Here is a 25,188-nt window from a genome sequence, read left to right on the forward strand (position 1 = left end):
GCCTATTCCTTGTCCCAGTCGCGCAGGGGCGTCGCGCCTGCAGCGCGCATCGCATCCATGTAGAGGCCCAGGATCAGGCTGGCAGGCTTGCCCTGCGCATCCAGTTCTGCGGCCCATTTCGCCGCGGCATTGTCCATGCCCTCGGCCCAGGCGATGCGCATCTCGGGGCTGGCGTCGGTGATGGTGGCGCCCGCTTCGGCCATCTTGGTCAGGGCCACCTGAACAAAGGCCTCGAGATCGTCGTGATACCAGACCTGCGCGGCGTCCGCGGCCGTGACAAGGGCTGTCTGCACCTCGGCTGGCAGACCTGCGAACCATTCGGCATTGGCGCAGATGGAGCCTGCGTATTGCGCGCCAAGCCCCATCTTGGTGATGTAGGGGGCCACCTCGAACAGCTTGCCCGGCAGGGCGGCGCTGGCGAAGACCAGAACGCCGTCGTAAACGCCTGCCTTGAGTTCGTTGTAATAGGTGGTCAGGTTGCCCGAGACGCCGACCGCGCCCGTCCCCGACAGCCAGTTGATCGCCGCACCCGGCGCCGCGATCTTGCGGCCCTTCAGATCATCAAGCGATGTGACGGGAAAATTCGTCATCAGCGTATAGTCATCAATGCCGATGGGCGCACCCAGGTAGACGACACCGTTTTCCGCATAGGCCAGGTTCATCTCGGTATGGCTGCGGTGCAGGTCGTTGATCGTATCGGCGATCAGCCGCACATCATCACTGACGAAAGGCGTGTAATAGGTGACGTTCTGCACCGCCAGCTTGGCCGGATCGAACAGCGCCTGGCAGGTGCCCATCTCGGCCAGCCCGGCCTCGACCGCCTCAAGCTCTTCGCCCACGCCGGCCAATGCGCCACCGTATTGTTCCGAGAAGGTCATGCTGTGGCCCGCCGCCTCAAGCTGGCCCTGCGCGGTCGGAATGAAGCTTTCGCTGATCATCCGCACCCAGCGAAACACCGGCGGGTGCCCCGCGACCACGGTCACGTTGTAGCTTTCGGCGAAAGTGGCGGCAGGTGTCAGCACAAGGGCTGCGACCAACCCCAGATGTTTCAATGTCATTCTCGGTCTCCTCCCAAAGACAGAGCCGCACATCAGCGGCACCGGTAATGGCAGTTGCCGCCCTTGCAGCAACTGCACATTATCTTGAGATGCCTCCCGGTCTTGCCGGGCAGGCGCAGGCCTTTGAAAAATCGCTGTGGCGGCTCCTCCTTCCGCCACAGCGTCCGACGCAGTCCGGGCAGCAGTCCTTTCGGACGCACCTCGAAACCACACGGGTTGACGGAGCGTAACCCGGCCTGCGCGAAGGTCAAGTGCCAAGGTGGCATCCGGGTGGTGCAGCAACTTTTGATGAAAAGGTCTGGAGCGGGCGGCGGGAATCGAACCCGCGTCATCAGCTTGGAAGGCTGAGGTCTTACCATTACACAACGCCCGCATCAGGCCGCGATGTCTTAGCGCGCCAAAGGACCGGAGGCAAGCCGAACCTGCATCGGAAGATCCCGCATTCGCCCGTGCAGTGTGCGCAGGGCCATCACCGCTGCGCGCAACGCGGGCCGGTCGGCCCGGCGCCGCGCCGCAATCGGTGCCGGGTCGCGAATCGGATGGCGGGTTTCGCCCGCCGCTCAGGCCGCGATGACGGCCTGCGCGTTGATCAGCGCCGCGATCCGCGCCTCGTCCAGCCCGATCTCGCGTAGGATCTCGCGGCTGTGCTGGCCCAGGATCGGGGCCGCGCGGGTGATGCTGGCCGGGGTCCGGCTGAACTTGACCGGATGTCCGATGGTGTCGACCTTGCCCGCGCGCGGGTGATCAAGGGTCAGAACCATCTCGCGGGCGCGGGTCTGGGGATCGTCATGCATCTGCAGGATGTCATTGATCGGCCCGGCGGGCAGCTTGGCCTTTTCCATGCGGGCAAGCCAGACCTCGGACGTGTCCTTGCGCAGAAAGCCGTTCAGGATCTCGACCAGTTCCGGCAGGTTGCGCTTGCGCGCCTCGTTCGACGCGAATTTCGGATCGTCATTCAATTCGGGCGCCCCGATCACCTCGAGGAAGCGCAACCAGTTGCTCTGGTTCGCGGCGCCCACGTTGATCCAGCCATCCTGCGTCTGAAAAGCTTGGTAGGGCGCGTTCAGCGGATGCGCCGATCCCAGTGGTTCGGGCTTTTCACCTGTGGCAAAGGCGATGGCCGACTGCCAGTAGGTCTGCACGATTGCCGCCTCGAAAAGCGAGGTGTCGACCTTCTGCCCCTGCCCCGTGCGCAGCATGTTGGCATAGGCTGCGCTGATCCCCATGGCGGCCAGTATGCCCGAGTTGATGTCGGATATCGGTGCCGCGACCTTGACGGGCGGGCGCCCCGGCCCTTCGCCGGTGATCGACATCAGCCCGGCCATGCCCTGCGCGATCAGGTCGAAGCCGCCCCGATCCGCATAGGGGCCGGTGCGCCCGAAACCCGAAATCTCGCAATAGATCAGGCGCGGGTTGATCTTGACCAGGTCGTCATAGCCAAGGCCCAGCCGCTCCATCGTGCCGGTGCGGTAATTCTCGATCACCACATCGGCCTCGGACAGAAGCTTGCGCAGCACATCGACCGCATCGGCATCCTTGAGGTTCAGCGCAATGCCCCGCTTGTTGCGGTTCATCATCATGTAGGCGGCGGCCTCGCCGTTGATGTCGGGCGGCACGAAACGGCGGCTGTCATCGCCGCTTGGTTTTTCGACCTTGATCACATCCGCGCCCATGTCGGCCAGCATCAGGCCACAGACCGGACCCGCCATGATATGCGCAAGTTCGATCACCCGCATGCCCTGCAGCGGGCCGGTGCGTGTCGTCATCGTCCCGTCCATTCCGGTTTCCTCTTGCCCAGGAAGGCTTCCATCCCGATCCGGAAATCATCGCTCATGTAGCACAGGGTGATCAGATCATCGTCCTGTACCTTGCTGGCGGTGCGGTTGCGGCGCATCGCCTCTTTCGTGGCGCGCAGGGTCAGGGGGGCCATCGCGCCCACCAGCGTCGCCAATTCGTCCGCGCGGGTCATCAGCGCGGCCTCGTCGGGCAGCACTTCACCGACCAGCCCGCAGGCCAGCGCCTCATCGGCGCCGATCAGGCGGGCGGTGAAGATCAGTTCGCGCACGCGGCCCGCGCCGATCAGTTCGCTCAACCGCGCAAGGTTGCCGGCTGCCAGGCAATTGCCCAGGGTGCGCGCGATGGGAAAGCCGAACTTGAGGCTGGCCGAGGCGATCCGCAGGTCGCAGGCCGCTGCAATCGACCCGCCGCCCCCGGTGCAAGCGCCATTGATGGCGGCAATCGTCGGCACCGGGCAGCGTTCGACCGCATCCAGCACCGCATCGATCCGACCTTCGTAATCCAGCGCGTCCTGCGGTGTCTCGAAGGCGCGGAACTGGGTCATGTCGGTGCCGGCGGCAAAGGCCTTGCCGCCCGCGCCCGCAATCACCATCGCGCGCACCGATCCATCCGTCGGCATGGTCGCGCAGATCGCGGCAAGCCGTTCGTACATCGCGAAGGTCAGGGCGTTGCGCGCCTCGGGGCGGTTGAACGTGACCCAGAGGATGCCCTCGCGCAGCTCTTCGATCAGTTCGGGGGTCTGATTGCTCATCTGTAGAAATACTCCACCAGGAACATCGGGACGGAAGGCACGTAGGTGCACAGCATCAGCACCGCCAGCAGGACGCCGACGAACCAGATGTTGACCTTGGACACCTCCCAGATATTGGCGCGCGCCACCGAACAGGCCGTGATCAGCACCGAGGCCACGGGGGGCGTCTGCTGTCCAATGGCAAGGTTCAGCGTCACGACCAGGCCGAAATGCACCGGGTCGATACCGGCCGCCGTGATCAGCGGGATCACGATCGGGATGACAAGAATGATCGCTGCGGCCGAATGCAGGAAGAACCCGACGACCAGGAAGAAGATGTTGAGGATCAGCAGGATCGCCCACTGCTGCGTGGTGATCGACAGGATGCCCTCGGCCAGTTGCTGCGGGATCTGCGCGCGGGTCAGGAACCCGCCCATCAGGACCGATGCGGCCACCAGCAGCATCACGACGGCGGTCTGGATGCCACCGTCCAGCATCGCGCGGCGCAGATGCGCGAAGTTGATGTTGCGATACCAGGCCGACACGACGATGGCCGCCAGAACGGCCAGACCGGCTGCTTCGGTTGCGGTGACGTAGCCGCCGAAGATGCCGCCCAGGATGACGATCGGCAGCACGAAGGCGGGAAGCGCGTCGATGAAGGTTTCCTTGAGACGCGGGATGTTGAACGCTGCCTCGGTCGGGAAGTTGTAACGCTTGGCGAAGATATAGGCGACCAGCATCAGGCCCGCCGCGCCCAGAAGGCCCGGCACCACACCGGCCACGAACAGCTGTTCGACGGAGGTATTGGCCGAGGCCGCGTAAAGGATCATCGGGATCGACGGGGGAATGATGATCGCAAGCGAGGCCGAGGATGACGTGACCGCGGCCGAGAATTCCTTGCTATAGCCGCGCTTTTTCATCTGCGGGATCAGGATCGACCCCATGGCCGCCACATCGGCCACCGCCGAGCCCGAGATTTCCGCGAAGAACAGCGACACACCGATGTTCACCATAGCAAGACCACCGCGGATGAAGCCGATGATCGCGGTGACGAAGTTGATCAGGCGGTCGGTGATCCCGCCCGCGTTCATGATCGCGCCCGCCAGCACGAACATCGGGATCGCGATCAGCGAAAACTTCGTCGATCCGTCGTACATGTCCAGCGCGATGGTCACCAGGCTGTCGGCCCCTTCGGTCAGGAACAGGCCGATGACCCCGCACATGGCCAGCGCCACGGCAATCGGAATGTTGATGCAGATCATCAACAGCAGTGCAATGAAGATGGCAGCTATCAGCATCAGACGCGATCCTTGTTCTTTTCGAGTTCGGCTTCGACTTCTTCTTCGATGTCGGCATGTTCCAGCGAGATGCCCGCCGCCGTCAGCTTGAGGTAGGCGGGCAGGCTGAGCATCTGGCAGATCATGAACAGTGCGGCGCCGATGGGGATCACGGACTGGGTGAACTGGACCGGCACCCAGGTCAGGGACACCAGCACATCGCCTTCCAGCACTTCGAGCACCTGCAGCCCGGCGCGCGCCATCAGAAGGAAAAACAGCAGCACGATGGCTTCGCCCGCGACAAGGGCCGCAACGCGCATCCGGAGCGGCATGGCCAGCAGCACGGTGTCAAAACCGATATGGCGCCGGTGCAGCGCCGCCAGGGCGGATCCGTAGTAGGTGATCCAGGCCAGCATGATCGCAGCCACCTCGTCATACCAGGAAAAGCTTTGCCCCATCAGCCGCGCGATCACGGCCAGCGTGACGGTGACTGTCAGCAGCACCATCAGCCCGATCGTCATCCATTCGAGAATGAGACTCAGGACGCGGTTCAGACGTGACAGGGTCGGGTAGGCGGAATGCTCCATGTCGGACCTGACTTTGGAAAGGGTTCAAACGTCCAGCAGCCGCCGGGGACCCGGCAGACATGCGTGTAGATGCAGATGAAAGGGGGCGGGCTTGCGCCGCGCCCCCGTCAGTGACCGGTCAGCCGGATTTGCCCAGGCTGAGGACCAGGTCGATCATGTCCTGACCGCCTTCGACCTCATCCGCGAACTGCTTGTAGATCGGCTTGGAGGCTTCGATGAATGCGGCCTTGTCGGCCTGGTTCACCTCGACGCCCGCATCCTTGATCACCTGCAGCAGGCTGGATTCCAGCTCGGCGGCGCGGGTGTAGGTGAAATCCTGCGTCTTGTTGGCGCAATCCGTCAGCGCGGCCTGCACATCGGCGGGCATCTTGTCGAAATGCTTCTTCGACGCCAGGATATAGGCCGGCGTGTAGACATGTTCCGTCACCGACAGGTATTTCTGCACTTCCTGGAACTTGGCCGAGGCGATCTGCGCATAGGGGTTTTCCTGCCCGTCGATCACACCGGTCTGCAGGGCGGTGAACACGTCCGAGAAGGCCATCGGCGTGGGGTTCGCACCGTATTCCTGGAACATCTTCAGACGCCACACACCGTTGGGCGTGCGCAGCTTGATGCCCTGCAGGTCGGCAGGCACATTGATCGGGCGCACGTTATTGGTGATGTTGCGGAACCCGTTCTCGGCCAGACCCACGATGTGATAGCCGTTGTCCTGCGCGGCACCCTGGAACGTATCCATCATTTCGCCCTGAACGCGGCGCATGTGGTCGCGATCCGAGATGATGTAGGGCATCTCGAAGATGCCGAACACGGCATCGACGGACGACATGATCGACGAGGGCAGCGCGAAATCGACCTGACCCAGCTTGAGCTTTTGCAGCAGCTCCTTGTCCTTGCCCAGCTGCGAGGATCCGAAGGTCTGCACCTCGACCTTGCCGGCGAGGCTGGTGTTCGCACATTCCGCGAAGTGGTTCACGGATTCCTCGAACAGCGATCCCGGCGCGCCGACATGGCCGAATTTCAGCGTCATGTCCGCCGCCGAAACGGTGGTTGCCATCCCGATCAGCGCGGTTGCGGCTGACAGTTTCACGAGCGTCTTCATCTTGTTCTCCTCCCAGAGCTTCATTTGTCTTTCTTGCCCCTCGCCCGGAAGCGAGGGGGCCTTCTACGCGAGCATCTGCATCGCGACCTGCACCCCACCCTCCTTGTGGGGCACACCGGCCTTCTTGAGGCCCATCTCGACACCCGCCAATGTCGCCACCAGCATCAGGTCGTTGAAATCGCCCAGGTGCCCGATGCGGAACACCTTGTCGGCCACCTTGGACAGGCCGTTACCAAGCGAAATGTCGTAGTGTTCCAGCGTCGTGGCGCGGAACGCGTCGGCGCTATGGCCTTCGGGCATCATAACGGCGGTCAGAACACCGCTTTCCTGTCCCTGCGTGGCGCACAGCACCTCGAGCCCCCAGGCGCGCACCGCCGCACGGGCCGCCGCACCGTGGCGGGCGTGACGGGCAAAGACATTGTCCATCCCCTCTTCATGCAGCATGTCGATGGCCTCGTTCAGGCCATAAAGCAGGTTGGTGCCCGGCGTGTAGGGGAAATACCCCTTCTCGTTCGGGCCGACCATCTCGGCCCAGTCCCAGTAGGACCGCGTGCAGCCCGCCGCCTTGTTGGCCGCCATCGCCTTGGCGCTGACCGCGTTGAACGACAGGCCGGGCGGCAGCATCAGCCCCTTTTGCGACCCTGACACGGTGACATCGACACCCCATTCGTCGTGGCGATAGTCGAGCGAGGCCAGGCCCGAAATGGTGTCCACCATCAGCAGCGCCGGATGGTTGGCGTTGTCGATGGCCCGGCGCACCGCTGCGATGGGCGACACGGACCCAGTCGATGTCTCGTTATGCACGACACAGACAGCCTTGATCTCATGCGCCTTGTCTTCGGCCAGACAAGCCTCGATCCGGTCGGGGTCGGCACCGCCGCGCCAATCGCCTTCGATGAATTCCGCCTTGATGCCCAGCTTGTCGGCAAGTTTCTTCCACAGGGTCGCGAAATGGCCGGTTTCGAACATCAGCACACGGTCGCCGGGCGACAGAGTGTTGACCAGCGCCGCCTCCCATGCGCCTGTCCCTGAAGAGGGGTAGATGAACACATGCGCATCCGTCTTGAAGATCGATTTCATCCCATTCAGCGCCTTGAGGCCGACCTTGGCGAAATCCGGCCCCCGGTGATCGATGGTCTGCTGCGATATGGCGCTCAGGATGCGATCGGGCACGGCACTCGGCCCGGGGATCTGCAAAAAGTGACGACCGGCTTTTCTCATGAATTCTCTTCCCAACCTTTCAACAACCAGCCCTGCGAGCGCCCGCTCACGGCCATTTGTTTTTTCCATTGAAGAACTGTAATTTTGAATTCATAATTTAGTCAACATATAATTCCTAGCGATCCCCGCGGACAAAACGGTCAAAAAATGCAAGAATTACCAAATCTTTCCAGAACGTTAGCTGCCCGCGTCGAGGGTGACGTCCTGTTCGACCGTTTTTCGCGGGGGCGTTACGCGACGGATGCATCCTTCTACCAGATGATGCCGCTGGGGGTTCTGTCGCCAAAGTCCGAGGACGACATTCGCGCAGCGCTGGACCTTGCGGCAGAGCAAGGCATCCCCGTGTTGCCGCGCGGCGGCGGCACGTCGCAATGCGGCCAGACCGTGAACGAGGCGCTGGTGCTGGACAACACACAGTACTTCAACCAGCTGCTGGAACTGGATGTCGAAAACCGGCGCTGCGTGGTGCGTCCGGGCATGGTGCTGGACGAGCTGAACCGAATCCTCAAGCCGCATGGTCTGTGGTTCCCGGTCGATGTCTCGACCGCGTCCCGCGCGACCATCGGCGGCATGACGGGCAACAATTCCTGTGGTGGCAAATCGCTGCGCTACGGGATGATGCGCGACAACGTGCTGTCGATCGAGGCGCTTCTGGCCGATGGCAGCAAGCACCATTTCGGCCCGGTCGGGGCGGATCAATCCCCTGCCCTGTCCGCGCTGACAGGCGACCTTCTGGCCCTTGGCGCGCGCGAAGCCGCCGAGATCGACGCCCGGTTTCCCAAGGTCATGCGCCGGGTCGGTGGCTACAACATCGACGCGCTGGTGCCAGGCCGCGCCCCGCAGAACCTGGCGCATCTGCTGGTCGGCTCGGAAGGTACGCTGGCCTATTCCACGGCGATCGAGCTGAAGCTCTGGCCGCTGGTCGGGGAAAAGGTGCTGGGCGTGTGCCATTTCCCCACCTTCTACCAGGCGATGGATGCCGCACAGCATCTGGTCACGCTGACACCGCAGGGGGTCGAACTGGTGGACGCCACGATGATCGGGCTGGGCCGCGACATCCCGATGTTCCGCCAGACCATCGAGGACTTCGTGACCGGACAGCCCGAGGCGCTGCTGCTGGTCGAATTCGCCGAAGACGATCCGCGCCAGAACGCCGTCAAGCTGCAGCAGCTGGACGAGATGATGGGCGATCTGGGCTTTTCATGGACCGGGTCCGGCAAATCCTGGGGCGGCATGACCCCGGTAACGGACAGCAGGCTGCAGAACGGCATCGCAGAGTTCCGCAAGTCCGGGCTGAACATCATGATGTCCATGAAGGAGGACGGCAAACCCGTCTCCTTCGTCGAGGATTGCGCCGTCGAACTGCCCGATCTTGCCGAATATACCGCCGGGCTGACCGATATCTTCGAGAAATACGGCACCAAGGGCACATGGTATGCCCATGCCTCGGTCGGGTGCCTGCATGTGCGGCCGGTGCTGAACCTCAAGCTGGACAAGGACGTCAAGACGATGCGCGCCATCGCCGAGGAATGCTTTGACCTTGTGCGGCACTACAAGGGCTCGCATTCGGGCGAGCATGGCGACGGGCTGGTGCGGTCGGAATTCCATGAAAAGATGTTCGGCGCGCGCATGGTCGCCAGTTTCGCAGAGGTCAAGCAGCGCTTTGACCCCAAGGGTCTGTTCAATCCCGGCAAGATCGTGAACGCCCCGAAGATGGATGACCGGCGCCTGTTCCGCTATGGCCCGGATTACGCCGTGCCAAAATTCGAGACGCAGCTGGACTGGTCGGCCTGGACCGGCGGCGGCGGCGGTTTCCAGGGCGCGGTCGAGATGTGCAACAACAACGGCGCCTGCCGCAAGCTGAAGGGCGGGGTAATGTGCCCCTCGTTCCGGGTGACGCGCAAGGAACAGGACCTGACACGCGGGCGCGCCAATACCCTGCGCCTTGCGATTTCGGGGCAATTGGGACCGGATGCGCTGACTTCGGACGAGATGGCCGAGACGATGAAGCTGTGCGTGTCCTGCAAGGGGTGCAAGCGCGAATGCCCCACGGGCGTCGACATGGCGAAGATGAAGATCGAAGTGCAGGCCGCGCGCGCCAAAAAGCACGGGATCAGCCTGCATGACAGGCTGGTGGGCTACCTGCCCCGCTACGCGCCCTGGGCCTCGCGGTTGTCGTTCCTGGCAAACCTGCGCAACACCCTGCCGGGTCTGGCCAGGCTGACGGAAAGGCTGACCGGCTTCACCGCCACGCGCGATCTGCCGACATGGAGCGCGACACCCTTCAGGGATGCCGAGGTTGCGCCGACCAAGGCCCCCGGCGTCGTCCTGTTCGCGGATTGCTTCAACCGGTATTTCGAGCCCGAGAACCTGCGCGCCACCCTGAACGTGATGGAAGCGGCAGAGGTGCCCGTGCATCTGGCCGCCGCGCCGGCGGGCGAACGGCCGCTTTGCTGCGGGCGCACCTTCCTGTCGGCAGGCCTGGTTGACGAGGCGCGCACCGAGGCGCGCAGGCTGGTCGATGCGCTGCTGCCGCTGGCCGAACAGGGATTGCCCATCGTCGGGTTGGAACCAAGCTGCCTGCTGACGCTGCGCGACGAGATCCCCAGCCTTCTGCCCGGCGCGGATAGTGCGCGTCTGGCCAGCCAGGCCATGATGCTCGAGGAGTATATCGCGGCCGAGGCGGACCGTCCCGGCTTCACCCTGCCGATGACCTCGCCCGCGCCGAAGGTGCTGTTGCATGGGCATTGCCATCAAAAAGCGATGGGCGTGATGTCCAGCATCGAAAAAACCCTCGCCTTGCTGCCAGACACCGCGATAGAGGTTGTCGAGACCAGCTGCTGCGGCATGGCGGGCGCGTTTGGATACGGGACGGACACCCACGAGATTTCACGCAAGATGGGAGAGGCCGATTTGCTTCCCGCGGTCAGGAAGGCCGACGCGGAGACGCTTATCGTGGCCGATGGCACATCCTGCAGGCACCAGATTTCCGACACGACCGACCGCAAGCCCATGCATATTGCCCGGCTTCTGGAATTGGCCTTGAGAAAGCATTGAGTGACAGGACATGACCGAGAACAGCGCCATACGCACGATCCCACGCAAATCCCTGCACGAGGAACTGGTCGATCGCTTGCAGATGCTGATCATCACCGGCGAATTGCAACCGGGAACCAAGGTGCCGGAAAAGGACCTTTGTGCGCAATTCGGCGTCTCGCGCACACCCATGCGGGAGGCCTTGAAAGTGGTGGCGTCAGACGGGCTGGTCCGGCTGGAACAGAACCGTGGGGCATGGGTGTCACCACTGACCATCAGCGAGGTCGAAGAGGTGTTTCCCATCCTCGGCGTGCTTGAAGCGCTGTCAGGTGAACTGGCCTGCCAGAACATCACCGATGACGAGATCGCGGCCGTGCGCGCCTTGCACGAGCAGATGATCAGCAGTTACGAGGCGCGCGACCTCGAGGCCTATTTCAGCGTCAACCAGAAGATCCACCGCGCCATCCTCAAGGCGGCGCGGAACGATACACTGACGACCTCGTGCCAGGCGTTGTCGTTGCGCATGCAGCGCGCGCGCTACCTTGCGAACATGTCCGATGAACGCTGGGCGGCGGCCGTGCAGGAGCACGAGAAGATCATGGAATACCTGGCCCTGCGCGACGGCAAGCAACTGGCGCGGACCCTGCTGGCGCATATGCGCGGCAAGCAGGCCTCGGTGACCAAATGGCTGCAATCACAAGGCGGGCAGGTCTGACATACAGCCCACCCACTGCCGGGTCATGACGGGTTGCCCAGGGGAAGATCGGCCTGCGGCGGCGAAGGTGGCGGCGCGGGCTCGAACGGTATGATCCTGAGCGCGCGCAGCGCATTCAGGATCACCGCCACGTCGATCACTTCCTGAAGCAGCGCGCCCTGCACCGGCGTCAGGTAGCCATAGGCGGCGGCGATCATCCCAAGCACCGACAGCCCGATGCCCGTGACGACGCTTTCGACGGCGATGCGGCGGGCGCGGCGGGCAATCTCGATCCCCGGTCCAAGCCGGTCCACCCGATCCACCAGCAGCACGACATCTGCCGCCTCGGCCGAGGCGGCGGCCCCCCGTGCGCCCATGGCCACGCCCACATCCGCGGCGGCCAGCGCGGGAGCGTCGTTCACGCCGTCACCCACCATCATCACGGGTCCGTTCTTGCGTTCGGTCAGAACCAGCAGAACCTTCTGATCGGGCGTGAGGCCGGCGCGCACCCCGTCAAGGCCAAGCCCCTCGGTCACGCGTTCGGCGACGGCGGCACGATCCCCGGTGGCCAGAAGGATGCGCGCGATCCCCTCGCGGCGCAGACCCGCAAGCATGGTCGCCGTGCCGTCGCGCAAGGGATCGGCCATTACCAGATGCCCGGCCATGCGACCATCCACCGCCACGGCGACAAGGACCGCGCCCGCCGCAAGACGCAAGCTATCGCCCGGCCCTCCGCCCAGGCGCTGCGCGACGAAATCCTCGCCACCCACGATCACACTGTGACCCGCGACATGGCCGACCACGCCCTCACCGGGGATTTCGGCGACATCGGATGGCACGGGAAGATCCAGCCCCCGTGCCCTTGCCGCCGTCACGACGGCCTGCGCGACCGGGTGCTTGGAGGCCTGATCAAGCGCCGCGGCAAAGCGCAGGATCTCGTCCTCGGCCAATGGCCCACGGCTGTCGATCGACACGATCTGCGGGCGTCCGTCGGTCAGCGTTCCGGTCTTGTCCAGGATCAGCGTGCGGATGCGGGCCATCCGCTCAAGCGGCCCTGCCCCCTTGATCAGCACGCCGAAATGCGCCGCACGCGACAGTCCCGCCACCAGCGCCACCGGAACGGCAAGGATCAGCGGACAGGGTGTCGCCACGACCAGCACCGCGACCGCCCGGATCGGATCACCCGTGAACCACCAGGCCGCGAAGGCGATGACAACGGTCACGACCAGAAACCCGAGTGACCAGCGATCCGCCAACCGCGACATCGGCGCCTTGGATCGCTGCGCTTCCTCGACCAGCCGGACGATGCCGGCATAGGTGCTGTCCCTGGCTTCATGCGTCGCGGTCAGATCAAAGGCTTCGCCCGCATTGGTCGACCCGCTCATGGCCGCCGCCCCCTGCGACAGGCGTACGGGCAGCGACTCGCCGGTCAGGGCCGATGTATCCAGAAAGGCCGTGGCCGAGGTCACCGTTCCGTCCACGGGCACCACGTCACCCTGGCGGATCAGCAAACGGTCGCCCGGCACGACGGCATCAAGGGGCACATCCTCGAGGCCACCGTTCAGATGGCGGGTCGCCATGCGGGGCACGCGGGACAGCAGCGCGTGCATTTCGCGGCGCGCCCGGCCTTCGGCAAAGCTTTCCAGAAAGGTGCCGCCCGAATACATCACCGCCACGACCGCCGCCGCCAGTGTCTCGCCAAAGACAAGTGCTGCCGTCATCGACAGGGCCGCCACGATATCCAGACCGACTTCGCCGCGCCCGATACTGCGCAGGATCTCGACGATCAGCGCGACAAGGGCAGGAAGAACACCGGCGATCCAGACAACGTCCGCCATGTCGGCCAGACCGGCAATCCAGAGCGCAAGGCCCAGCACAAGCCCCGCCAATGCCAGCAGCAGGATCACTGTCTTGAGGCGATCGCCATCGTTGTTTTCCATGCGGACTGATCCCTCCGGACGGGGCATGTGAACGCGGCTTCCGGCAATAACGGCCTGCCGACTCCCCTTCCCCTGCGCTGCCTCCATCATTGCGCAGCCGAAAGGGGGCGTCGACCCCGCGATTGTCAGGCCCCAGGCCTTGCCCGCGCCACAAGATAGGGGTTCTGCGGATAGTCGCCGAAGACGCGCGCAGCCTCGATCTCGAAACCCGCATCGCTCAAGGCCTGACGCAACTGCGCCTCGCCCAGCGCGGTGACAAAGGGAAAAAGACCCACCAACCGCAGCATGGGAAACAGGATGCGCACCCGCAGCCTGAGATCGGCAAAGCACCATGTCTTGCCGATCAGCAGGCCGCCGGGCTTCAGATTGGCATGGATACGCGCCAAAGTATCGGGCAGATCCTCGACAAGATGCAGCACGTTGAAGGCGCAGATCACGTCGAAAGGTCCACCATCGAAGGCAGAGGACGCATCCGCGACACGAAAGCTCAGATTGCCCGGCGCGGGCTTGGCGCTTGCGATGCGCACCATCTCGGTCGAGAAATCCGTCGCGCTATATTGGGCAACGCCGGGCGCCAGCCTGATCGCGGTGCCGCCCGTGCCGCAGCCGATTTCCAGAACGCGGTCCGTGGGCTTCAGCCGGGCGGACACATCCGCCAGCATCGCCTCATAGGCCGCGACATTCTTGAGGGGCCGCGCCGCATAGCGTTCGGCGATCCTGTTCCAGAATTTCTGGTTCCTGCTCTGCGTCATGCCCTTGCCATCCCCGCGTCCCGCCATCTTGCGCGGCCGCGCTACTGCGACCTGCGCACAAGGGACTGCGCGGTATAGACAAGGATCGCAAGTCCGATCGCGCCCATGGCCGCCACGCCCAGAAGCACGATCACATCGACCGGCCCGCCGATATCGCGCAGATGCGAGTTGGTCATGACCTGCACGAATACAACGGCAGCCACCGCACCCAAGGGCATGGACAGCTGCGCCAGAAAGAACTTGCGCATGGACATGGCCCGGTCCCGGATCAGCACATAGAGATAAGCCAGCGTGACGACGATGGCCGCCACGACCATGCCCCAGAACAGGGCGCGGCCGAAAATCTCTTCGAAGACGGCAATCATGGTTTCAAAGGTCAGTTGTTCCATTGCGGTTCTCCTCAGGCTTTGCCGCGCAACATGGCGTTATAGGTGGCTTTCAATGCCACCTCCTTCATCAACCAGCTGATCCACAGTTCTTCCAGCGGGGCGATCACGCCCGGAAAGGACGGTGTCAGGTTGTTGTGGTAATCGAACTCGATCAGCATGGCGCGACCGACGCGGGTGATCAGCGGGCAGGATGTATACCCGTCATAGACCTTGGTGCCGTCCCGGCCTTCGATGGCCGCGACCAGATGGTCCTCGACCACCGGCACCTGCCATTTGACCGAGGCCGCAGTCTTGCCCTTGGGCACCCCCGCCACATCGCCCAGCGCGAAGATATCAGGATAGCGCCGATGGCGCAGGGTCTTCTGATCCACCTCGACCCAACCCTGATCGGTCCATTTGTCGGCCCAGCTCAGCCCGGATTGGCGGATCACCTCGGGCGCGCGCTGCGGCGGGATCACGTGCAGATAGTCATAGCCCATCTCGACATCGCCCTTGGGCGTGGTGAAGGTCGCGATCTTGCGACCCGCATCGACCGCCTTGAGGACATGGCTGTAATGCGGGGTGATCCCCCGGTCCTCGAACAGCATCCGCACTTTCTCCGACACGATGGGCACGCCGAAAAGGGCATCGTTATTCGCGGCATAGTGCATCTCGTGCTTGCCCTGCCCTGCGGTGCGGGTGGCGATATCCTCGATCAGGAAAGTATGCTTGAGCGGCGCACCCGCGCATTTCATTTCCGTGGCCGGACGGGTGAAGATCCCGACGCCGCCCGCTTGGGTGAAAGCCGACGCCGCCTGCCAGGTTTTCGCGGCATATTCGGGGCCTGCATACAGCGCGCCGATCCCGTTGGTGCCGACCAGATCAAGCGAAAAGCCTTCGATCGCATCGTGATCCAGCACAAGGCCGGGTGCCACGATCAGGAAATCATAGGGCACGGTCTGCCCGCCCGAGGTGGCCACGGTCTTGGACACGGGGTCAATGGCGGCGGCGGCTTGCGCGATCAGGGTAATCCCCTGCGGCAACCAGTCCGTTGTCTTGGACCGGGTATAGGACGCAGGCTTCAGCCCGGCGGCCACAAGCGACAGGCCCGGCTGATACAGATGCTCGGCGCTGGGGTCGAGGATCGTGATCTCCGCACCGTCAAGGCGCGTGACAAGTCGGTTGACCAGGGCCGTACCCGCCGCCCCTGCCCCGATCATGACGATGCGGGCCTTGGTCTGCACCTTGGCCGCCGCAGCCGGTCGCACGGCCATGGTCGTGGCAAGGCCGCCCGCGACAAGGCCCAGAAAGGCGCGGCGCGACGCCTTGATCTCATTGAGTTCAGTCATGTTCCATTTCCTTCTGCGTGCCTGTGCCAGGCAGATCGTGAGGAGGTTGACGGCATCCGCACAATCTATCGGCGTCGGGTGCTGCCGGTTTTACCGCTGTTGCCGGGGCGCGGGGCAGGATCGCCCCTGGCGATGGTGCGCTCGTCTTCCTTCAGCTCCAGCCACATCGCGTTCATCACGGCAAAGATGGCGGCCAGCGGAAGGCCAAGCAGCCAGGCGAAATACCACATGGGATGTCCTTTCTTCAGTAAACGGAGTGGGAGTTTTCAGAGACATCGGCCTCGGTGACCTTGCCCCAGAGCACCTTGTAGACCCAGGCGGTGTACATCAGGATCAGCGGCATGAAGATCGCCGTGACCACCAGCATGATGAACAGGGTCAGGTGCGAGGACGAGCTGTTCCAGACCGTCAGCGAGGATTGCGGATCGCTGGAGCTTGGCATGATGAAGGGGAACATGGTCAGCCCGACCGAAGAGATCACGCCAAGGATCGCCATCTTGGAAAAGAGCAGCGTCGACACCTCGCGTCCGGCCCGCAGACCAAGGAAGGTCAGCCCGCCGCCAAGGATGCCCATGATCGGCGCGATGACGATCCATGGCCGGTCCAGATAGGCGGTCAGCCAGCTTGCGGTCCGCTCAACCTCGAAATGCAGCGGGTTCGACGGGCCATTGGTGACGTAGTCGCCGACAATGCGGTAGCCTTCGACCCCGACCGCCATCCACAGACCGGCCAGCACGTAAGAACCGACAGCCACCAGTGCCGCGACCGAACCGATGGCGCGGGCACGGCTCTGCACGACGCCTTCGGCCTTCAGCGTCAGCCAGGCAGCGCCATGCATGACCAGCATCGACAGCGATACCACACCGGCAAGCACCGAGAACGGATCAAGCAGGCCGATGAACTTGATGTACCATGCCCCCTCGTAGATCGTGTGAAGATCGTCGGTGAAGTGGAAGGGCACACCCTGGATCACGTTGCCCACGGCCACCCCGAACAGAAGCGCGGGGATCGTGCCGCTGGCGAAAAGCGCCCAGTCCCAGGCATTGCGCCAGCGCGGGTCGTCCCGCTTGGAGCGGTATTTGAACGCCACGGGGCGCACGATGAAAGCCGCAAGGATGACGAACATCGCAAGGTAGAAGCCCGAGAAGCTGACCGCATAGAGCGGCGGCCAGGCTGCGAAAATCGCGCCACCGCCGAGGATGAACCAGACCTGGTTGCCTTCCCACACGGGGCCGACCGTGTTGATGGCCACGCGGCGTTCGATATCGGTCTTGCCGACGAAGGGCAGCAAGGCCCCCACGCCCATGTCGAAACCGTCCGTCAGGGCAAAGCCGATGAGCAGCACGCCCAGCAGGCCCCACCAGATCACGCGCAATACGTCATAGGCTATCAGTTCATGCAGGATCATGTGTCTTACTCCGCAGGGTGCAGGTCGGGTTGGGCAATGGCATCGGCATTGCGCCGACCGGCCAGGCGATCATTGTGACGTGTGTTCCAGGCCTCGGTTTCCGCGACATCCTGAAACGGACCCTTGCGGATGTATTTCAGCATCAAACCCATCTCGATGATGAAGAGGACCGTGTAGAAGATCACGAAACCGGCCAGCGTCAGGGCCACTTCGGTCATCGACAGGGCGCTGACCGACATGGCGGTGGGCAGCACGCCGTCCACGGTCCATGGCTGGCGTCCGAATTCGGCGACGAACCATCCCAGTTCCGCAGCGATCCACGGCGCCGGGATCATCCAGACCGCCAGATGCAGGGCCGGACGCGGAAAGTGCATCCCCTTGAAGGACGCCCGGTAGAAGAAATAGAGCATCGTCCCGATGAAACCGAAACCAAGCCCCACCATCAGCCGGAAGGCCCAGAACAGCGGCCAGACCGTTGGCACGGTATCATCCGCCGCAGCCTTGATCTGCGCTTCAGTCGCGTCCAGCGGGTTGTCGACGTATTTCTTCAGCAGGAAGGCAAAGCCCAGATCGGCGGAATGCGCCTCGAAAGTGGCCATCACGGCGGGATCGGTCCCTGCCCGGTTCTCGCGCACCTCGAGCAGCGCCTCATAGGCGATCAGGCCGGAACGGATACGGTCCTCTGCTTGCGCCACCAGATCGTTTATGCCGGGAATTTCCGTGGTCAGCGAACGGGTGCCGATCAGGCCCATGGCCCATGGAATTTCGATGGCATAGTGCGTCTCGCGCGCTTCCTGGTCGGGAAAGCCGATCAGGTTGAAGGGCGCGGGCGCCTCGTGGGTTTCCCACATCGCCTCGATCGCGGCCAGTTTCATCTTCTGGCTATGGGTCGCGGAATAGCCGGACTCGTCGCCCAGCAGCACCACCGACAGCGCCGAGGCAAGGCCAAAGGCCGCCCCCACGGTGATCGACCGGCGGGCCAGTTCGATATGGCGGCCCTTCAGCATGTACCAGGCGGAAACCCCGATGACGAAGACCGACGCGGTGACATAGCCCGCCGAGACGGTGTGTACGAATTTCGCCTGCGCCACTTCGTTGAACAGCACCGCGAAAAAGTCCGTCATCTCCATGCGCATGGTCATGGGGTTGAATTCAGCGCCCACCGGGTTTTGCATCCAGCCATTGGCGATCAGGATCCAGAGTGCCGAAAAGTTCGACCCGATGGCGACCAGCCACGCCACGGCCAGATGCGCAACCTTGCTCAGCTTGTCCCATCCGAAGAAGAACAGACCCACGAAGGTGGCTTCCAGGAAGAAGGCCATCAGACCCTCGATCGCCAGCGGCGCGCCGAAGATGTCGCCCACATAGTGGCTGTAGTAGCTCCAGTTCATGCCGAACTGGAATTCCATGGTGATGCCCGTGGCCACGCCGAGAACGAAGTTGATCCCGAACAGCGTGCCCCAGAACTTGGTCATCTGCCGCCAGATGGGGCGGTTCGTCATGACATAGACGGTCTCCATGATCGCGACGAGGATCGACAGGCCCAGCGTCAGCGGCACGAAAAGGAAGTGATACATCGCCGTCATCGCAAATTGCATGCGAGACAGCTCTACGATCCCGAATTCCATAGTCTCGGCTCCAGCTATCGGAGGGCGAGTCCCTCCGAGTTTAAATTCCATTTTTGCGATGTATCTAGGACCTGGAGGGGGCGAGCCTTGATCTGGATCAATAACCTGTATCTTTGATACCGGTTATGTCAGCCGGACGACCCGATCCGCGAATTCCGTCTCGACATGGCGATGTGCCGCGATCAGGATGGCGGCCTCCGGCAATATGCGGCGAAGGCCCGCCAGCACCTGCCTTGCGGTAACGTCATCCAGACCTTCGGTAGGTTCGTCCAGCAGCAAGACCTTCGGCCTGCGCAGCAGAATGCGGGCCAGCACAAGGCGGCGTGCCTCGCCGCCCGACAGGCCCTCGCCGCGCGGTCCGATCATGGTGTCCAACCCATCGCGCGCGCGCAACATGTCGGCCAGTCTGACAGCCTCGAGCATCTGCCAGAGTGTCGCCTCATCGCTGTCGGGGGCGGCAAGCCGCAGGGCTTGGGCAACGCTTCCCGCCATCAGCACACTGCGTTGCGGAAGCAGGGCCAGGGCATGACGCAGGGCGTTCTCGTCCCAGTCGGCGACCGAGACACCCCCCAGGCTGATGCGTCCCGCCGCAACGGGATGCAGCCCCGCCACGGCCAGAAGCAGAGTTGACTTGCCCGACCCGCTGGGTCCGGTCAGGGCAACCGTTTCTCCGGGGGTGACATGCAGATCGAAGGCGGCAAGGATCGACGCCTGCGACAGCGGACGATGCAAGCTCAGATCTTGGATCTGCAAGGCCGCCCCCTCCGGCACCAGCGCCTGTCCGGCCGATGGCGCCGCTGCAAGATCCCGCGACACCCGGCGGGCCGCTTCGGCCATGCGCCCCAGGTCGCTGGCCGCGCGCCGCAACGGGGCAAGGGTTTCCGCAAGCGCGAGTGCGGCAAACACGCCAAGGGCGGCAAAGGCCGGCTCAAGCCGTTCCGCCTGGACGGATACCACGCCCAACCAGAGCGTTCCCCCCGCAACCAGCGTCGTCAGCATATGGAATGCAGCGCCAGTCAACCGTTCCGCCCTGTCCTGTTCGCGCTGCGACACCAGCCGCCGATCATCGGCTTCCAGAACCGCATCGACCTGCGCCACCAGTTGTCCCTGCACGGCCAGTTCACGCCGCGCGCGGATCAGGTCGATCAGCCGCGACCGGAATGCCTGCGACGCGGCCTCGGCCCGGCGGGACAGACCCACCGTCTTGCGCGCGCTGCGCCAGAAGATCAGTGCCGCGCCCAGCAGATAGCCCGCGCCAATCCACAGGGCCACAGGCAAACCGACCAGAACCCAGATTGCCGCGAAGGACAGCAACAGCGCCAGCAGGCCTGCGGCAAGTGGCAGGATCAACCGCAGGGCAACACCGTCCAGCGCATCGATATCCGCCGTCAGACGGTTCACCGCCTGTGCGCCGCGCAGTCTGACCATCCGCTGGTAAGGCGCCGCGACAAGCCCGCCCAGCAGTCTTACCCGCAGCATTTCGAGGGTGCGCAATGTCGCATCATGCGTCAGAACCCTTTCGCCGTAACGCGCAGCCGCGCGGCCAAGCGCCAGGAAACGCACCATCGCCGACGGCCGGAACACGTCAAAGACCGCGCCCATGCCCGCCAGCCCGGCCGCCGCAGCCGCCGTGATGAACCAACCCGACAGGCCCAGTAGCGCGACCCCCATGACCAGCACCGCAAGGCTGAGGGCCCCGCCCCGCAACAAGGCCGCGGGTTGCGTGCGCAGGATCAGCCGGAAGATCCGCCACAGGGCCGTCATGCATCGCCCCCGATCCGGATGATCCTGCCCATCCGTGCCGCAAGATCGCTGTCATGCGTGGCCACGATCAGCGTGGCCCCACGGGCGGCTTGCGCCATCAGGCCATCGACCACGGCCCTGGCCGTCACGGCATCCAGATCGGCTGTCGGCTCGTCCGCGAGGATCAGATCGGGCATGCGATGGATTGCGCGGGCCAGGGTCAGGCGCCTTGCCTCGCCCCCCGACAGACCGCCCCCGGCCTCGCCAATCCGCGTCGCAAGACCCTGCGGCAGCGCCGCCACGACCTCGGATACGGCGGCCTGCGCGAGGGCACGATCCGGGGATCCGCCCTGCCCGAATGTCAGGTTGTGGCGCAAGCTGGCGTTCAGGAAATGCGGGCTTTGCGACATCCAGCCGATCCGCGCGCGCCATGCATCCGCGTTCCGCGACGCAAGCGGCTGGCCTGCGACCATCACCGCGCCGCTGACAGGGGCAAGCAATCCCGCGATGACCCGCAAGGCCGAGGTTTTTCCCGCCCCGCTCGCCCCGACAAGCGCGATGGTTTCACCGGGGTTGACCTCGATATCCGGCAGCCTCAGCCCACCCGGAAGAACGCAGCCCCGCAGTGACAGGCTGGCCGGGCCGGGCAAGGGATGGGCCGTGCCGCCGCGCCCCGGAAGTGCGGGCGTCCTTGCCGCCTCCCATGCGGCAAGATCCGTCAGGACGGCATCCGCGGTGGCCTTGTCATGCCATGCAGCAGACAGATCGCGCAGCGGCTGGTAGAATTCGGGGGCAAGCAGCAGCAGGAATATTCCCGCCTGCGGCGTCATCGCATCGCCCCATGTGCCGAACTCCAGCGCCCCCAGAAGCGAAAACCCCACATAGACGGCCACCATCGCCACACCGATCGCCGCGAAAAGTTCCAGCGCCGTGGACGACAGGAACGCCACACGCAGCACAGCCATTGTCCGCTGCCGCAAATCCCCCGCCTGCCGGGCAAAGCCCGCAACAACCGCATCGCCCGCCCCCAGCAGGCGGATATCCACCAAAGCCGACAAGCGTTCGACCAGAAGGTCGTTCATCGTGCCGATCTCGGCCATCTGCCGATGGCTTGCGTCTTTCGCGGCCAATCCGACAAGCGCCATGAAAACCGGGATCAGGGGGCCCGACACCATCAGGATCAGCGCCACCGCCCAAGACTGCCACAAGACCAGCGCCAGGATCACCAAGGGCACAACCATCACACGGGCGCGCGCCGGGGCATAACGGGTCAGGAACGGCGCCAGCAGGTTCAGCTTTTCGCCAGCCAGCGCCGCGATGCTGCCTGCGCCGCCAAAGGGGCTGTCCGCCGCGCGGCTGCCCTCGACGGCGACGATATGCGCGCGCGCACCGCTTACAACGCGGATGGCCGCGGCATCCACCATAGCTTCGGCCTTCGCCGCCAGGATCGCGCGCAAGGCCCCCAGGAGGATGAAGCCGATCCCGACCTGAACCGGCGACACCGCCGCACCCGTCAGCAACCCGCCTAGAGCATGGGCAATCACGGCCGCCTGCAAGGGCCAGATCAGGTTCGCCAGAACGGCAAGACCCGCGGCCCGCGCCTGTTGCCCACGCCCGGGCGCAAGCCAGTCGCAAGACGACCCTGCGGGCGCATCGGCACTTCTGGAAAGATCGTGATCGGCCACGCCTACCTCAAAACTTGAATCCTGAATGTGAGATATTGCGATCTGACCCGGAGTGATCTGATCTGGATCAATTACATCACGATCATGGGGCGCCAGATTGCGGTACCTTGTCCAGGATGAAGGCTTCCATGCGTCTGACGACCAGAACCAACCTCGCCTCCCGCATTCTGATGGCCTGTGCCGTCAATGAAGGGGTCACGGTGCGGACCTCGGACATCGCGGCCAAATGCAACGCATCCACCCATCACCTGCTGCAGGTGGTGAACCTTTTGCATGGGAACGGGTTTGTCGAAACCATTCGCGGGCGCAGCGGCGGTCTGCGGCTGGCCCGACCGATGGACCAGATCTCGATCGGGGAGGTGTTTCGCGTCTTCGAAGCCGGCGCCCCCTTTGCCGAATGCTTCGATCCCGACACCAACACCTGCCCGCTGTCGGAAACATGCCGGCTGCGCAGCTTCATCTCGCGCGCGCTCGAGATGTTCTATCATGAACTGGACATGGTCACCTTGGCCGATCTGGTGAAAGGCAACTGCGGGCTGGCAGGCATTCTGGACATGTCCGACAGGCTTGCCCCGTCATGCACGTCTGACACCCGCCCCAAGGCCTGAAGGGGCCATTTCCCGGCCATGCAGGCCCGGGCAACCTTTGGGGCCCAAACCGTTTCAATATCGCAGCTATTGTCGGACCGCGTCAGGTCGTGATGAACGGCGCAGGCACCATGATCTTGTTGATCTGGCTGACAAGGTATCCGGCCTCGGCGCTTTTGGCCAGGTACGCCTGCCAGTCGGGGTCCGCCGCCAGTTCCGCACGACGGGCTTCGCGGTCGGCCGCGTCGCGATAGGGCCAGATGTGGACAAATGAATTGACGTCGCCCGTTTCGGTCTGCGCAAACATCACCGGTGTCCCCAGGATGCGCAACTGCGCGGCATAGCCATGCGCGGCATAGAGCGCGAGGTGCTTCTTGATCGTACCGGGACGGCAGACATAAGTACGATGGTCGTAAATCATTTGTATTTCCTTCGGTTCAGCATGTTTTCATTGTCCAACAAGGCCTGAACATGGGAATTCCCGTCAAGCCATGAATGCTGACCACGCTGGCTGGCGATCTTCCCCACACTCAAACGCGAAGGCAAGCATGGCCGTCACGCAGCCTGCCCCGCCTGGCGCAGCGGTCACACAAGGGGGACCCGAGTTTCTGCCCGTTCCCCCCTCAGGGCGCGGCGCGTTGCAACAGGACGAACAACCAAGGCTCTGACCTGCAAGGCAAGGGGCCATCCTTCGGCACGGCGCGGCCATGAGCACCTTTCGTGCAAGCGAACGGCCTTGGCTGACGCCAAAGAACACGGTGCCGCGCGCCGCCGAGGTTCCGGTCGCGACCACCCCATACACCGGCAAGCCGCCCCTCGCGCGATGGCGGGCGGGCCTTGATGTTCGATGCGCAGGGGGCCGCCCTGACCGATGCGGGATCATGGCCACCCGGCGTGCGTCACATCACGGCTGTGCCGTTGACGTCCCGGCCAGAGGGGGCGGTTGCAGCCCGGCCAACGCGCGGGCGTGCACCATCACCGCAATGCCCTCGCCAACCCGGCCCAACCGGCCGGACACCATGCCGATCAGGAACCTCGCGCCCGCCTGTCGCCGGGTATAAACGGGAGAACCCGACCAGCCGCCACTGACCTGACAGGCCAGGTCATAGGCATCGCCGTAACGCGCAAGCACCCTGCATCTGCTATAGCCGCCGCCAGGAGGCTCTATTTCCAGAACCTCGCCGATCCCGGCATCGCGCATCGCGATATCGGTTGCGCGTGGCATCCGAAGTTCCGTGGTCAAAAGCGCAACATCCACCGCGGTCTTTTCGGTCTCGGTCAGATATCTGCCGTCGAAGGCGCCGCGCGCGATCAGCCTGGCCTCGCCGGGGGATCCCAGGCCCAGAACCTGAAAACTGTCGCCCTTCCCCGTGCAATGCGCGGCGGTCGCAATGACGTTCCGATCAAAGGCGAAGGCGGCGCATATCGTGCCGTCCTGCCCCTGGATCTCGAAGGTCTGTGCCCCGGCCATTGTGGCCGGGGTCAAGATGGCAAGCCATGCAATCAGGCGCAGCATCACGTCGGCGTGGTCAGATCGAGATTGCCGATCAGCGCCTCGACGCTTTCCACATGGGCGTCGCTGACCGCATCCAGGCGAACCGCCGAGTTGCGCGCCAGTGCCACATCGGTGGCGCCGCTGGCGCGACCGCCGGTGCTGATCGCAGCCTGGCCGCGCGATGTACGGGTCACCTTGCTCACGTCCGGCTTGTAGGTTGCAACGGATTCGCGCGTGCGATTGGCTGCGGCGACGTCATTGGCGTTCAGCACACCGACATAGGCGTCATAGGTCCTGCGATTGCCCGCAACGGAGTTCACGACGCGGTTGTCCTGCAGGGTCGCCCGCCGCACCTGGTCCAGCAGCGATTGCGCCTCGCCCCTACTGATCTCGCCCTTGCGGGCGCGCACGCCGATCGCCTCGACCTGGTCCAGACGGCAGGCGTTCATCCGCAGAAGGGTGCTGACCAGTTCGTCGTTCTGCGCAGCTTCCCGCCGCGCGTCGGCATTGGCGAATTTCGCCAGGCTGTTTTCGGTCGCGCCGCGCGACTTGGCATTCTCGGCATAGGCACGCGCAGCCCCTGCCAGACCGCCGACAAGGGCGCCCTTCATCGCATCTTCGGCGTTGCCGCCCAGCGCCGCGACCAGCAGCGCGCCGGCAATCGCACCGCCAACGACATTCTGGCCGATGATCTTGTCGCGATCCGCGCGGATCTTCTGGAAAGGTGCCCGCAA

At 64.1% G+C, this 25,188-nt stretch carries 22 protein-coding genes and 1 tRNA gene; 3 read left to right on the forward strand and 20 right to left on the reverse strand.

The window, feature by feature from the left end; translation table 11 throughout:
• Positions 1–2 precede the first annotated feature (2 nt).
• The 8 genes from ACMUJL_RS05055 to ACMUJL_RS05090 all read right to left on the reverse strand — a co-directional run bounded on the left by ACMUJL_RS05055 (position 3) and on the right by ACMUJL_RS05090 (position 7,769).
• Positions 3–1,058: a C4-dicarboxylate TRAP transporter substrate-binding protein gene (locus ACMUJL_RS05055; RefSeq protein ID WP_375570001.1), complete on the reverse strand. Its 1,056-nt coding sequence runs from the start codon at positions 1,056–1,058 to the stop codon at positions 3–5.
• Between the two features lie 299 nt (positions 1,059–1,357).
• Positions 1,358–1,431 (reverse strand) — tRNA-Gly (locus tag ACMUJL_RS05060).
• A gap of 187 nt (positions 1,432–1,618) precedes the next feature.
• Positions 1,619–2,824 (reverse strand): CaiB/BaiF CoA transferase family protein, encoded by a 1,206-nt coding sequence (locus tag ACMUJL_RS05065; protein WP_416914155.1) that lies wholly within the window; start codon positions 2,822–2,824, stop codon positions 1,619–1,621.
• Positions 2,821–3,606 (reverse strand): enoyl-CoA hydratase/isomerase family protein, encoded by a 786-nt coding sequence (locus tag ACMUJL_RS05070; protein ID WP_375569997.1) that lies wholly within the window; start codon positions 3,604–3,606, stop codon positions 2,821–2,823. Before ACMUJL_RS05070 ends, ACMUJL_RS05065 begins: the two co-directional genes overlap by 4 nt.
• Positions 3,603–4,883 (reverse strand): TRAP transporter large permease, encoded by a 1,281-nt coding sequence (locus ACMUJL_RS05075; RefSeq protein WP_068290797.1) that lies wholly within the window; start codon positions 4,881–4,883, stop codon positions 3,603–3,605. Before ACMUJL_RS05075 ends, ACMUJL_RS05070 begins: the two co-directional genes overlap by 4 nt.
• Positions 4,883–5,449, reverse strand: a complete 567-nt coding sequence (locus ACMUJL_RS05080; RefSeq protein WP_068290799.1) for a TRAP transporter small permease — start codon at positions 5,447–5,449, stop codon at positions 4,883–4,885. Before ACMUJL_RS05080 ends, ACMUJL_RS05075 begins: the two co-directional genes overlap by 1 nt.
• 118 nt (positions 5,450–5,567) lie before the next feature.
• Positions 5,568–6,548, reverse strand: coding sequence for a TRAP transporter substrate-binding protein (locus ACMUJL_RS05085; RefSeq protein ID WP_068290875.1), 981 nt, complete (start codon positions 6,546–6,548; stop codon positions 5,568–5,570).
• A gap of 63 nt (positions 6,549–6,611) precedes the next feature.
• On the reverse strand, positions 6,612–7,769 hold the full coding sequence (locus ACMUJL_RS05090; RefSeq protein ID WP_375569994.1) for a pyridoxal-phosphate-dependent aminotransferase family protein: 1,158 nt from the start codon (positions 7,767–7,769) through the stop codon (positions 6,612–6,614).
• A gap of 147 nt (positions 7,770–7,916) precedes the next feature.
• Here ACMUJL_RS05090 and ACMUJL_RS05095 point away from each other — a divergent pair, with 147 nt between their 5' ends.
• Together ACMUJL_RS05095 and ACMUJL_RS05100 are read left to right on the forward strand one after the other, a co-directional pair.
• Entirely contained in the window at positions 7,917–10,826 is a 2,910-nt protein-coding gene (locus ACMUJL_RS05095) for an FAD-binding and (Fe-S)-binding domain-containing protein (protein ID WP_375569992.1), read from the forward strand.
• A gap of 10 nt (positions 10,827–10,836) precedes the next feature.
• Positions 10,837–11,520, forward strand: a complete 684-nt coding sequence (locus tag ACMUJL_RS05100) for a GntR family transcriptional regulator (protein ID WP_068290805.1) — start codon at positions 10,837–10,839, stop codon at positions 11,518–11,520.
• Between the two features lie 23 nt (positions 11,521–11,543).
• Here the strand turns inward: ACMUJL_RS05100 and ACMUJL_RS05105 are convergent, their stop codons facing one another.
• The 9 genes from ACMUJL_RS05105 to ACMUJL_RS05145 form a co-directional block, all read right to left on the reverse strand.
• Entirely contained in the window at positions 11,544–13,439 is a 1,896-nt protein-coding gene (locus ACMUJL_RS05105; protein ID WP_375569989.1) for a heavy metal translocating P-type ATPase, read from the reverse strand.
• A gap of 125 nt (positions 13,440–13,564) precedes the next feature.
• Positions 13,565–14,191, reverse strand: a complete 627-nt coding sequence (locus ACMUJL_RS05110; RefSeq protein WP_375569987.1) for a class I SAM-dependent methyltransferase — start codon at positions 14,189–14,191, stop codon at positions 13,565–13,567.
• Between the two features lie 41 nt (positions 14,192–14,232).
• On the reverse strand, positions 14,233–14,580 hold the full coding sequence (locus ACMUJL_RS05115; RefSeq protein WP_375569985.1) for a DUF5368 domain-containing protein: 348 nt from the start codon (positions 14,578–14,580) through the stop codon (positions 14,233–14,235).
• Between the two features lie 11 nt (positions 14,581–14,591).
• A complete protein-coding gene (locus ACMUJL_RS05120; RefSeq protein WP_375569983.1) occupies positions 14,592–15,908 on the reverse strand; it encodes an NAD(P)/FAD-dependent oxidoreductase in 1,317 nt (438 codons plus the stop codon).
• Between the two features lie 65 nt (positions 15,909–15,973).
• Positions 15,974–16,138 carry a cytochrome bd-I oxidase subunit CydX gene (gene cydX / locus ACMUJL_RS05125; protein ID WP_068290815.1) on the reverse strand — a complete coding sequence of 55 codons (165 nt, stop codon included), beginning with the start codon at positions 16,136–16,138 and terminating at the stop codon, positions 15,974–15,976.
• Between the two features lie 14 nt (positions 16,139–16,152).
• Positions 16,153–17,316, reverse strand: coding sequence for a cytochrome d ubiquinol oxidase subunit II (gene cydB, locus ACMUJL_RS05130; RefSeq protein WP_068290817.1), 1,164 nt, complete (start codon positions 17,314–17,316; stop codon positions 16,153–16,155).
• Between the two features lie 5 nt (positions 17,317–17,321).
• On the reverse strand, positions 17,322–18,944 hold the full coding sequence (locus ACMUJL_RS05135; RefSeq protein ID WP_068290818.1) for a cytochrome ubiquinol oxidase subunit I: 1,623 nt from the start codon (positions 18,942–18,944) through the stop codon (positions 17,322–17,324).
• A gap of 123 nt (positions 18,945–19,067) precedes the next feature.
• Positions 19,068–20,708: a thiol reductant ABC exporter subunit CydC gene (gene cydC, locus ACMUJL_RS05140; protein ID WP_375569980.1), complete on the reverse strand. Its 1,641-nt coding sequence runs from the start codon at positions 20,706–20,708 to the stop codon at positions 19,068–19,070.
• The gene (locus tag ACMUJL_RS05145) at positions 20,705–22,372 is read right to left on the reverse strand and encodes an ABC transporter ATP-binding protein/permease (protein ID WP_375569978.1); all 1,668 of its coding nucleotides are present in this window, start codon (positions 22,370–22,372) and stop codon (positions 20,705–20,707) included. Before ACMUJL_RS05145 ends, cydC begins: the two co-directional genes overlap by 4 nt.
• Positions 22,373–22,500: 128 nt before the next feature.
• On the opposite strand from ACMUJL_RS05145, the gene ACMUJL_RS05150 reads away from it, so the two are divergent.
• The gene (locus ACMUJL_RS05150) at positions 22,501–22,980 is read left to right on the forward strand and encodes an RrF2 family transcriptional regulator (RefSeq protein WP_068290824.1); all 480 of its coding nucleotides are present in this window, start codon (positions 22,501–22,503) and stop codon (positions 22,978–22,980) included.
• An 82-nt stretch (positions 22,981–23,062) separates the two neighbouring features.
• On the opposite strand, the gene ACMUJL_RS05155 is transcribed toward ACMUJL_RS05150, so the two are convergent.
• From ACMUJL_RS05155 to ACMUJL_RS05165, 3 genes are all read right to left on the reverse strand, one after another.
• On the reverse strand, positions 23,063–23,380 hold the full coding sequence (locus tag ACMUJL_RS05155) for an NIPSNAP family protein (RefSeq protein ID WP_068290826.1): 318 nt from the start codon (positions 23,378–23,380) through the stop codon (positions 23,063–23,065).
• Positions 23,381–23,863: 483 nt separating this feature from the next.
• The gene (locus tag ACMUJL_RS05160; protein WP_068290828.1) at positions 23,864–24,475 is read right to left on the reverse strand and encodes a hypothetical protein; all 612 of its coding nucleotides are present in this window, start codon (positions 24,473–24,475) and stop codon (positions 23,864–23,866) included.
• Positions 24,475–25,188 carry a hypothetical protein gene (locus tag ACMUJL_RS05165; RefSeq protein WP_138176897.1) on the reverse strand — a complete coding sequence of 238 codons (714 nt, stop codon included), beginning with the start codon at positions 25,186–25,188 and terminating at the stop codon, positions 24,475–24,477. Before ACMUJL_RS05165 ends, ACMUJL_RS05160 begins: the two co-directional genes overlap by 1 nt.

The organism is Seohaeicola sp. (assembly GCF_048006315.1).
Taxonomy (GTDB): domain Bacteria; phylum Pseudomonadota; class Alphaproteobacteria; order Rhodobacterales; family Rhodobacteraceae; genus Seohaeicola.

Excerpts from the sequence above, each read along its gene's own strand:
- ACMUJL_RS05055 (WP_375570001.1), bottom strand. The coding sequence starts at position 1,058 with ATGACATTGAAACATCTGGGGTTGGTCGCAGCCCTTGTGCTGACACCT.
- ACMUJL_RS05065 (WP_416914155.1), bottom strand. The coding sequence starts at position 2,824 with ATGACGACACGCACCGGCCCGCTGCAGGGCATGCGGGTGATCGAACTT.
- ACMUJL_RS05070 (WP_375569997.1), bottom strand. The coding sequence starts at position 3,606 with ATGAGCAATCAGACCCCCGAACTGATCGAAGAGCTGCGCGAGGGCATC.
- ACMUJL_RS05075 (WP_068290797.1), bottom strand. The coding sequence starts at position 4,883 with ATGCTGATAGCTGCCATCTTCATTGCACTGCTGTTGATGATCTGCATC.
- ACMUJL_RS05080 (WP_068290799.1), bottom strand. The coding sequence starts at position 5,449 with ATGGAGCATTCCGCCTACCCGACCCTGTCACGTCTGAACCGCGTCCTG.
- ACMUJL_RS05085 (WP_068290875.1), bottom strand. The coding sequence starts at position 6,548 with ATGAAGACGCTCGTGAAACTGTCAGCCGCAACCGCGCTGATCGGGATG.
- ACMUJL_RS05090 (WP_375569994.1), bottom strand. The coding sequence starts at position 7,769 with ATGAGAAAAGCCGGTCGTCACTTTTTGCAGATCCCCGGGCCGAGTGCC.
- ACMUJL_RS05095 (WP_375569992.1), top strand. The coding sequence starts at position 7,917 with ATGCAAGAATTACCAAATCTTTCCAGAACGTTAGCTGCCCGCGTCGAG.
- ACMUJL_RS05100 (WP_068290805.1), top strand. The coding sequence starts at position 10,837 with ATGACCGAGAACAGCGCCATACGCACGATCCCACGCAAATCCCTGCAC.
- ACMUJL_RS05105 (WP_375569989.1), bottom strand. The coding sequence starts at position 13,439 with ATGGAAAACAACGATGGCGATCGCCTCAAGACAGTGATCCTGCTGCTG.
- ACMUJL_RS05110 (WP_375569987.1), bottom strand. The coding sequence starts at position 14,191 with ATGACGCAGAGCAGGAACCAGAAATTCTGGAACAGGATCGCCGAACGC.
- ACMUJL_RS05115 (WP_375569985.1), bottom strand. The coding sequence starts at position 14,580 with ATGGAACAACTGACCTTTGAAACCATGATTGCCGTCTTCGAAGAGATT.
- ACMUJL_RS05120 (WP_375569983.1), bottom strand. The coding sequence starts at position 15,908 with ATGACTGAACTCAATGAGATCAAGGCGTCGCGCCGCGCCTTTCTGGGC.
- cydX (WP_068290815.1), bottom strand. The coding sequence starts at position 16,138 with ATGTGGTATTTCGCCTGGCTGCTTGGCCTTCCGCTGGCCGCCATCTTT.
- cydB (WP_068290817.1), bottom strand. The coding sequence starts at position 17,316 with ATGATCCTGCATGAACTGATAGCCTATGACGTATTGCGCGTGATCTGG.
- ACMUJL_RS05135 (WP_068290818.1), bottom strand. The coding sequence starts at position 18,944 with ATGGAATTCGGGATCGTAGAGCTGTCTCGCATGCAATTTGCGATGACG.
- cydC (WP_375569980.1), bottom strand. The coding sequence starts at position 20,708 with ATGACGGCCCTGTGGCGGATCTTCCGGCTGATCCTGCGCACGCAACCC.
- ACMUJL_RS05150 (WP_068290824.1), top strand. The coding sequence starts at position 22,501 with ATGCGTCTGACGACCAGAACCAACCTCGCCTCCCGCATTCTGATGGCC.
- ACMUJL_RS05155 (WP_068290826.1), bottom strand. The coding sequence starts at position 23,380 with ATGATTTACGACCATCGTACTTATGTCTGCCGTCCCGGTACGATCAAG.
- ACMUJL_RS05160 (WP_068290828.1), bottom strand. The coding sequence starts at position 24,475 with ATGCTGCGCCTGATTGCATGGCTTGCCATCTTGACCCCGGCCACAATG.